At 35.3% G+C, this 10,025-nt stretch carries 8 protein-coding genes, 1 tRNA gene and 1 riboswitch; of the genes, 7 read left to right on the top strand and 2 right to left on the bottom strand.

Annotated elements, in window-relative coordinates; translation table 11 throughout:
* Positions 1-592: Plug domain-containing protein (locus KKG99_08830; protein MBU1013099.1), on the bottom strand; the 592-nt coding region annotated here is incomplete at its 3' end.
* Between the two features lie 110 nt (positions 593-702).
* Positions 703-890: riboswitch (cobalamin riboswitch) on the bottom strand.
* A gap of 188 nt (positions 891-1,078) precedes the next feature.
* Here KKG99_08830 and KKG99_08825 point away from each other — a divergent pair.
* A complete protein-coding gene (locus KKG99_08825) occupies positions 1,079-1,477 on the top strand; it encodes a response regulator (GenBank protein ID MBU1013098.1) in 399 nt (132 codons plus the stop codon).
* A 4-nt stretch (positions 1,478-1,481) separates the two neighbouring features.
* On the opposite strand, the gene KKG99_08820 is transcribed toward KKG99_08825, so the two are convergent.
* Positions 1,482-1,555: transfer RNA gene (locus KKG99_08820), tRNA-Pro, on the bottom strand.
* 105 nt (positions 1,556-1,660) lie between these two features.
* Between KKG99_08820 and KKG99_08815 the strand changes: the two genes are divergently transcribed.
* The 6 genes from KKG99_08815 (at position 1,661) to KKG99_08790 (ending at position 10,003) form a co-directional block, all read left to right on the top strand.
* On the top strand, positions 1,661-5,905 hold the full coding sequence (locus KKG99_08815) for a PAS domain S-box protein (GenBank protein ID MBU1013097.1): 4,245 nt from the start codon (positions 1,661-1,663) through the stop codon (positions 5,903-5,905).
* A 54-nt stretch (positions 5,906-5,959) separates the two neighbouring features.
* Positions 5,960-6,370, top strand: coding sequence for a response regulator (locus tag KKG99_08810; GenBank protein MBU1013096.1), 411 nt, complete (start codon positions 5,960-5,962; stop codon positions 6,368-6,370).
* A 1-nt stretch (position 6,371) separates the two neighbouring features.
* Complete coding sequence (locus KKG99_08805; protein MBU1013095.1) at positions 6,372-7,571, top strand: hybrid sensor histidine kinase/response regulator; 1,200 nt, start codon at positions 6,372-6,374, stop codon at positions 7,569-7,571.
* A gap of 142 nt (positions 7,572-7,713) precedes the next feature.
* On the top strand, positions 7,714-8,661 hold the full coding sequence (trxB, locus tag KKG99_08800) for a thioredoxin-disulfide reductase (GenBank protein ID MBU1013094.1): 948 nt from the start codon (positions 7,714-7,716) through the stop codon (positions 8,659-8,661).
* 101 nt (positions 8,662-8,762) lie between these two features.
* A complete protein-coding gene (locus KKG99_08795) occupies positions 8,763-9,080 on the top strand; it encodes a carboxymuconolactone decarboxylase family protein (protein MBU1013093.1) in 318 nt (105 codons plus the stop codon).
* Positions 9,077-10,003, top strand: a complete 927-nt coding sequence (locus KKG99_08790) for a cation diffusion facilitator family transporter (GenBank protein ID MBU1013092.1) — start codon at positions 9,077-9,079, stop codon at positions 10,001-10,003. The genes KKG99_08795 and KKG99_08790 overlap by 4 nt, the downstream gene beginning before the upstream one ends.
* Positions 10,004-10,025: the final 22 nt, after the last annotated feature.

Here is a 10,025-nt window from a genome sequence, read left to right as displayed (position 1 = left end):
GAGCGAAAAAATATTTGAAAGCGTTTGCCCACTTAGTATTCCCAAGTTTTGCACCAACAAATGCATTTCGGGCATTAAAACTACCTAAAGTAGCTTGAAAGCCTAACTTGTTTACATCGGAAAGTAAATCACCCGCTTCTAAATGAATAGCACCTGAAGATGCACCACTTCCAAATAAAGTTCCGGACCCTCCATACTGCAAGCTGATATTATCAAAAAACATTGAAGGTAATTGAGCTAAATCAACACTCCCACTTGAAGGATTTTGAATGTTAACGCCATTCCAGATTACCGCCGTCTGAGCCGAAGAACCGCCCCGAATAGCAGGGTTAGAAACTCCACCAGGCCCATTTTGATTAACTCTTACCAAACTTAAATTCACCAACAAATCAGCCATTGAAGAATTTAAGAATAACTTTTTACTTATACTATCAATTTCCTGAACATAGGAACCGATAGCAAACTCTTTTAATCGTGAATTTCTTACAACAACCTCATTCAAATTTTGAATTTTTTTTTCAGATGTTGTTTGCCCAAATGCGACTCCATTTATCAGAATCAGGCATAATAGTCCCATTTTTTTAACATACATAGTTACAAATGTTTAATTAATAAATTGATTAAATCATTCGAAACCATCGGATTTTTTGAGTGAAGATTTGATCGAAATAAATTGATCCATCCTTCGCCTTTCTCCCGAAAGCTACGAAACTACTTAATGGCAGGTCTTCTGGCTCACCCGGTTTTAATAGCCTTCCCATCCATAATTTTTGAACAGTGGCATTGTGGATATTAAAACCTTCATTGGGCTTACAGCTGCGGGGACAGCTCCTGAATTACACAGGATTCCCTATTAAACTATAATAAGCACCATTTAAGTTCGACAAAGGTATAATTTTCCAATTCAACTTTACTAATATTTTAACGTCTAAGTGAATTACGAATTCAAATAGGTACTTTACCTATGTTTCTACTTCAATTATGGTTATAACTTGTCCAATATTAATAATATTTTGATAGGTGTGATAATGTGGCACTTACAAAAGTATTAAATCAAATTACAACACTAAAAATAACAATGGAAAATAATATGAATTACAATAACACTAAACAATCAAAAAAAACCATTCTCATAACCGAGGATCAGGATTCAAATTTTTTGTTGCTGGAAGTATTGTTGGGAATATGGGGGGCGAACACACTCAGAGCTTGCAATGCGCAGGAAGCAGTTGATTTATGCAACGAAAATAAAAAAATAGATTTGGTGCTAATGGATATCAGACTGCCTGATTTTAGCGGACTTGAGGCGACTAGACTGATTAAAAAAGTATATCCTGATTTGCCAATTATTGCACAAACGGCTTATGCAATTAGCGGTGACAAGGAAATAGCTTTGAATGCCGGCTGTAATGAATACATTACAAAACCAATTAGAAAGGATAAATTATTTGAGCTTCTTGAGCGATTTTTGGGGTAAAGTGTCGGGATGGTGAGACTCGAACTCACGACCTCTGGTCCCCCAGACCAGCACGCTAGCCAACTGCGCCACATCCCGTTTGAAAGCTAATATTTGTGCAAAAATAACACTTTTAACAATATTTTGACTAAATAAAAAAATTGATTTAAAATTTCAACTTACAATCACGAAACATGCTGTTCTATGAGCAATCTGAAAAATAAATGTGATAAAAAACCTAATTCAGTTAAAAATAATTATGCAGAACTGCAGCAACAAAATGATGCAATGCAGGACATAAATATTGAACTTCAAAATAACGAAAAAAGGACCCGCCGACTTATTGAAAACCTCGGAAGTGAATACTTTTTTTATTCGCAGAATTTGGATGGCAAATATGTTTATATTAGCCCTTCTATTACTACCCTATTAGGTTATGATGCAAGCGAGGTTGAACATGGGATTCTGCAATTTTTAACCGATCATCCAAAAAACGAAATATCTAAAGCAATTTCTTTAAAAAGCAAAAATGGCGAAAAACAACTTCCTTTCGAAATTGAAATAAGGGATAAAGGCGGCAATATCAAACAATTCGAATTATTGGAAGTCCCTGTAATGGACGAAAACAATAATGTTGTTTTGATTGAAGGATTGGCACATGAAATTACTGAACGCAAAAGAAATGATCAGGTTCAAGAAATATTAGGCAATATTTCGCATGCTGTGATGATGAGTGAAAGTCTTGAAAGTCTTGTCATTCTAATTAGAGAACAATTATCTACTATCATTGATACCAAAAATTTTTATATTGCTTTGTATGATGAAAAAACTGATTCACTTTCGCTTCCATTTATTGCTGATGAGAAAGATGTTATCGAGTCATTCCCGGCAGGAAAAACGATGACAGGCTATGTCATTAAAACTCGTCAATCATTACTGGTAACTTATGACGATCAAGAAGAACTTGTTAAAAAAGGCAAAATAGATTTTGTTGGTTCGCGATCTCAAATTTGGCTGGGAGTACCACTAAATGTTGAAGACAAAGTTATTGGTGTTCTTGCTGTTCAAAGCTATTCGGATGTGAAGGCTTACAATGATAAAGACAGAAAAATTCTTGAAATAATCTCAAGCCAGATTAGCCTGGCCTTATCACGAAAAAGAGCTGAAGAGAAAGAAAAAGATCAGCAGGAACTATTCGATAAAATAACGAGTTCATCCAATGATGCCATTATCGTTATAAACAATAAAGGCCATGTTATTTTCTGGAATCAGAGTGCTGAACATATTTTCGGTTATACTTTTGAAGAAATATACAACAAGGATATCCATACTCTAATAAGTCCTGACGAATACAAACAGGTTCAAGAAGCTGCATTTAAGAATTTCAAAAACACCGGGAAAGGTAATGCTATTGGTAAAATGGTTGAATTAAACGCTATTCGAAAAAACGGTGAAGAATTTCCTGTTGCCTTATCCCTTTCATCTGTAAAAATAAAAAATGAATGGAATGCCATTGGTACCGTTCGTGACATCACTAACCGTAAAATTGCAGAGAACAAACTTAAAGAAGAAAAGGAATTCGCTGAACGAATTTTGAAAGTGGTGCCAAGTGCAGTATTTACTGTTGATAGGGATAAAAAAATAACAAGCTGGAATAAAAAAGCAGAAACTATAACCGGATGGACCAGAAAAGAAGCACTTGGGGAGCCTTGCGAAAAATTTTCGTTAACTTCTTGTGCCGAAAAATGTCAATTGTTTGATGAAAAAATAGGGGAAACTGTAAGTAATCATGAATGCCTAATCAAAACAAAAGATGGATCAGAAATAACTATTCTTAAAAGCACAGAATATTTGTTTGATTTAAATAAAAACATCATTGGTGGGATTGAAAGTTTTGAAGATATCAGCGCACGAAAGAGAACAGAATTGATACAAAAAATCCTTTTCAATATTTCGATGGCTGTTAATACTACCACAGATGTGGCTGATTTTATACGCCATATACAGAGTCAACTTGGACTTTTGATGGATACATCAAACTTTTTTGTTGCATTTTATGATGAAGAATCTGATACTTTATCGGTAGGTTATATAGAGGATGAAAAAGATGAGATTGAAACCTGGCCGGCCGGTAAATCTTTAACAGGTTATGCTGTAAAAAATAAAAAAACTTTGTTCATAACCAAAGCGGATATAATTGAAATGAACAAAAAAGGAATTGTTGATCTTATTGGAACATTGGCTGAGGTTTGGGTCGGAGTGCCGCTCATAATTAATGAAACTGTTTTAGGAGCATTAGTAATTCAGAATTATGATGACGTAAACACCTATTCAAAAAGCGATGTTGAGCTACTCGAATTCATTTCCAGCCAAGTGAGCACAGCCATTGAACGTAAAAAAGCGGCTGAAATATTAGAAGCAGCCAATCTTGATTTGAGTTTGCAAAAGGAAGAACTTCAACAACAAAACGAAGAAATTGAGCAACAAAACGAAGAAATCAGGGCCATTAATGATGAAATGCAGGTCATGAACCAAGATCTGCTTGTAAGCGAAGCTAAAGTAAGAAGACTTATTGAAAACCTTGAAAACGAGTATATTTTCTATTCACAAAACAATGAAGGAATTTATGAATACATGAGCCCTTCGGCACAGAAACTATTGGGCTATTCTTCAGAAGAACTAAAACTTGGCCTTGAATCATTTTTAACTGATAATATTTTAAATTCTGAAGCCTTAAAAAAATTAAAACAAGTTAAAAAAGAAAATCAACAGGATGTATTTCAAATCGAGATACGAGATAAATACCATCAATCAAGATATTTTGAAATATTGAGAGTTCCCATTTTGAATAAAGATCATGAAACCACACATTTTGAAGGAATCGCCCATGAAATCACTGCACGTAAGAAAAGTGAACTAATTCAAAGTATAATCAGTAATATTTCCAATGCAGTTCTGTTAAGCGATGATCTTAGCAGCCTCATCCAAATGATAAAGGATGAATTAGAAAGATTGCTTGACACCAGAAACTTTTATATCGCACTCTATGATGAAAAAACTAATTATCTAAACTTTCCATTTTTTATCAACGAAAAAGATAAAATTGAACCTCAGCCGCTTGGTAAAAACATGACAAGCTATGTGATCAATTCCGGCCGATCCCTTCTTGCTGACATTCCTACGAAGAAAAAAATGGTTGAAGAAGGGAAAATAGTCTTCCAAGGTTCATTGTCAAAAGTTTGGTTGGGCGTCCCATTATTTATTAAGGATAAGGTGATTGGTGTAATTGCTCTTCAAAGTTATGATGATGAAAATGCATATAACGAAGCGGATGTACAAATCCTTGAAGTTATTTCAGCGCAAATAAGTCTTTCAATAGATAGAAAAAGGGTGGCTGACCAATTAAAAGCAAGCAATTTGGAATTAAATACCCAAAAAGAAGAGTTGGAGTCTACCCTGGAATTTTTACAGGACACCCAATCACAGTTAATTCAGTCGGAGAAAATGGCTGCCTTGGGACAATTAATAGCCGGTATTGCACATGAGATTAATACGCCCTTAGGTGCAATAAACGCATCAGTTGGAAACATGTCGGACTCGTTAGATACAGCGATTAATAATTTACCTGAGCTTTTAAGTATAATGAATGAAACTGATTTAAAGTTTTATCTAAAACTCATGACATTAGCTGATAATAATTCCCTTGAGCAAAGTTCAAAAGAAAAACGACAATTAAAAAGAGAGCTAACACAAAAACTTGAAGACAATGGAATTAACGAATCGGATAAAATTGCTGAAATGCTGATGTACATTCGGGTTCATGAAAATATTGATGAAATAATCCCAATGTTGAGAAGTGAGAATTCACTTTTTGTATTAACAAATGCTCGTCATATTATTTCAATCCGAAAGAATACACAAAACGTAAACCTGGCCGTAACCAAAGCATCAAAAGTGGTATTTGCATTGAAAAAATTTGCACATCGTGATCATGTTGGGGAAAAGATTGAGGCGGATATTGTAGATGGGATAGAAACCGTATTAATTCTCTATCACAATCAAATCAAGCAAGGTGTTGAAGTAATAAGAGATTTCAAAACTATTCCTATGATCAGATGCTATCCCGATGAAATGAACCAGGTATGGACCAATTTATTTCACAATTCATTGCAAGCAATGGATAATCATGGAACCTTAAAAATTTTGGTAGAGCCTGAAAATGGTGGGGTGTCGATAAAAGTTTCGGACACGGGTAGCGGAATTCCGGAAGAACTGAGGGAAAAAATATTTCAACCATTTTTCACTACAAAAAAAGCCGGTGAAGGAAGCGGGCTGGGACTGGATATTGTAAAGCAAATAATGAAGAAACATGACGGAACCATAGATTTCGAATCGAAAGTTGGGGTTGGAACAACCTTTAAAATTTGGTTACCATACGTCTCAAATTAAATAATAATAGGGAATATTTATGAATCAAATTGTAACATTTTAACATAAATTTTTATGGCACGAAAAGCAATTCTATGTGTTGATGACGAAAGCATGATCCTTGAAAGCATCAAGGAACAAATTGAGAACAGACTTGGCGATGAATATATTTATGAAACTGCCGAAAATGCCGAAGAAGGCATGGAAGTAATCCAGGAATTGGTTGATGAAGGCACTGAAGTTTTAATTATTGTTTCGGACTGGCTTATGCCCGGGAAAAAGGGCGATGAATTTTTGATTGAAGTGCACAAAAGATTTCCAGGGATTGTAAAAGTAATGTTGACAGGTCAAGCTGATGAAGCTGCTATAAAAAATGCAAAGGAAAATGCAAATTTACATGCCTGTTTATTTAAACCTTGGTCAGAAGATGATTTGGTAAACACCATAACTTCAGGATTGAAAAAATTACCTTTAAAAGGATTTTGATATGTCAAAACCAGTAATATTATGTGTTGATGATGAGTCGATCATCCTGAATGCATTAAAAGATCAGTTACAAAGAAAATTCAGTACCGAGTATGATATTGAAAACAGTGATAGTGGTTCAGATGCACTTGAATATATTCAAGAATTAATTGCCGATAAAATAGATGTTCCACTCGTTATCGCTGATTATATTATGCCAGGTATGAGAGGTGATGAATTATTGAAAAATGTTCATGAACTATCTCCGAATACCCTAAATATTTTATTGACAGGTCAGGCTAATATAGAAGGTGTTACCAATGCTGTCAACTATGCGTCCCTATACAGGTATATGTCCAAACCATGGGATGAGGACGACCTTGAATTAACAGTGAAAGAAGCCTTAAAAAGTTTTTATCAGAAACGTGAAATTCATCAGAAAAATGAAGAACTTCAAGAATTGAATGCTTCTCTTGAAGTTAAGGTTCAGGAACGTACAGTTGAATTAAGAGCTTTAAATGCAACTAAGGATAAATTCTTTTCCATTATCGCTCACGATTTAAAAAATCCTTTTAATGCGCTGCTGGGATTTTCTACTTTGCTTCTCGACGACTATGATAATTTTACCGATGCCGACAGAATTGATCTCATCCAAACTATGAGCGATGCATCTAATAACGCCTATAAACTGCTCCAAAACTTACTTGAATGGTCAAGATCTCAAACCGGCAGCATACAATGGGAACCTGATGCCATCTCCTTACACGATATTGTTACAGCCACGATCGATTTATTATCAAACGGAGCCTCCGTAAAAGAAATTTCAATCAATGCAATTATTCTTCCCAATATAGTCGTATGGGCTGATGCCAATATGGCTACAACAGTAATTCGCAACCTTATCTCAAATGCACTTAAATACACTCCAAAAGGTGGTGAAATTAGGGTTTATTCGAAAAAAACTGATAAGGAAATTGAAGTTACCATTGAAGATAATGGGGTTGGAATTAATGAAACCGATAAAGAAAAATTATTTCGTATTGATGTAAATCACTCCACTTCAGGAACTAATAACGAACAAGGCACAGGCTTAGGGCTTATCTTATGTAAAGAGTTTGTAGAGAAGAATGGAGGTAAAATCTGGGTTGAATCCATTGAAGGAAAAGGGAGCAAATTCAAATTCACTTTACCTTTGTATAAAGAAAAGCAAGCTAAAAACTAAAATCAGGCTACCGGTACGACATCCTGTCAGACTTATAGTGAATCAAACAATTTTAAGTTAAAGATTCGCTTTCTTGAGAATATTGGCATAATTTTGGAGAGGCAATTATCCATTAAATTCTCAACATCTTAAACAAAAAAATATGAGTGCAAATCAGGAACACACAAAATGTTTGATTATAGGTTCGGGTCCTGCAGGTTATACCGCTGCAATTTATGCTGCCCGGGCAGATTTAAAACCAATAGTTTATGAAGGCTTACAACCTGGAGGTCAGTTAACAACAACTACAGAAGTTGACAATTTTCCTGGATATCCGGAAGGTACAGAAGGTCCAAAAATGATGGAAGATTTGAAAAATCAGGCGTTGCGATTTGGTACAGATATCAGATTCGGACTGATAACCGAAGTTGATTTTAGCAATCGTCCGTTCAAAGTAAAAGCAGATGATGGAAAAACTTTGATCGCCGAAACAGTGATCATTGCAACAGGTGCTACAGCCAAATGGTTAGGAATTGATTCGGAAGCTGAATATAATGGCTATGGAGTTTCTGCATGCGCAACCTGTGATGGGTTTTTCTATAAAGGAAAAGATGTTGCCATTGTTGGAGGTGGTGATACTGCTGCTGAAGAAGCTACTTATCTTGCCAAGCTTTGCAAAAAAGTTTACTTAATTCATCGAAGAGATGAACTTCGTGCTTCAAAAGCAATGCAGAAAAAAGTTTTTGACACCCCTAATATTGAACCTATTTGGAACCACACCACAAAAGAAATTGTGGGTAAAAAAGAAGGATTTGCAAAATCAGTTACCGGAGCGATTTTAACCAATGTGTTAACGGGCGAAGAAAAGAAAATCAATATTGATGGATTCTTTGTCGCGATTGGACATACACCAAATTCTGAACTATTTAAAGGCCAACTTGAGTTAAGTGAAACAGGCTATATTGAAACAGTTCCCGGAACCACAAAGACAAATGTAGAAGGTGTTTTTGCCGCTGGAGATATTCAGGATCACATTTACCGACAGGCAATAACTGCTGCTGGTACAGGTTGTATGGCAGCCATCGAAGCGGAAAGATTTTTAGCCTCTTAATTAAAAGCTCCCGATGGGAGCTTTTTTTATACTATTAATATACTGCAACTGAGTTTTAATTTATAATTTTGAATTGAAAACGATACGCTAACAACATTACAATGAATAAAGACATTCCTGCACATTATCAAAAAATAAAGAAACTACATCCCGAATATATCGCAGCTGTTGAAGCCTTAGGTGAAACTTTAAAAAATACAGGGCCATTGGATGAAGCATTAGCTCAATTCTTACAACTTGCCGCATCCATTGCCATTAAATCAGAAGGAGCTACACACAGTCATACCCGTCAATTGGTTGAACTTGGATTTTCACCTAATGAAATTCGACATGCTGTTATTCTGCTATCTAACACCCTTGGATTTCCAAGTGTAATGGCCGGTCTAAGCTGGGTTAACGATATACTCGAAAACAAATGATCCCGACAAAAGGACATGCCATCAAAAAAGCATCCTGGATAAGTATTTTCGGGAATGCCATTTTATCAATACTTAAAATTGTAATTGGTTTTATCTCAGGTAGTTTAGCTGTTGTTGCTGATGGGATCGACTCAGCAAGTGATATTATTACTTCAATTATTATTTTAGTAACCTCTAAAATAATTTCCAAACCTCCGAATGTACGTTTTGCCTATGGATACGAAAAAGCGGATACCATTGCTTCAAAAATATTATCTTTTATTATCTTTTTCGCCGGAGCGCAGCTGGCCATTTCAACAGGGACCAAAATAATCGAGAATGAACTTAGGGAAATGCCCAACCCCATTGCACTTTACGTTACTGTTGTATCTATTATAGGTAAATTGTTACTCGCACTTTATCAATTTAAAGTTGGTAAAAGAGTCAACAGTTCGATGCTAATCGCAAATGCCAAAAACATGCAAAACGACGTAATCATTTCTATATCAGTTCTAATTGGCCTCGTTTTCACCTTTATTTTCAAAATGCCGATTCTTGATATCATAACCGCCTTTGCAGTAAGTGGGTGGATCATGTGGGTTGCCATCAAAATATTCATTCAAAGCAATACTGAATTAATGGACGGGATATTGGATACCTCCGTATATAAACTTGTATTTGCTGCTGCTTTGGAAGTGGATGGGGTTTATAACCCTCACAGGGTAAGAATCAGGCAAATAAATAATGCCTACATGATCTCCATTGATATCGAAGTTGATGGTTCATTTACTGTGAGCGAGTCGCATAATATATCTCATGAAGTTGGAGAAAATATCAAGAAAAAAATTGAAAATGTTTATGACATAGTAGTCCATATTGAACCTTTAGGCACCATTGATAAGGGTGAAAAATATGGCGTTTCAAATAAAGACTTTCAAAAATAATTTAGCCTTTTTTATTCATCCC

It is taken from the genome of Bacteroidota bacterium, from assembly GCA_018816945.1.
In the GTDB taxonomy this organism is placed as follows: domain Bacteria; phylum Bacteroidota; class Bacteroidia; order Bacteroidales.
This window is presented reverse-complemented; position numbering and strand designations above follow the sequence as displayed.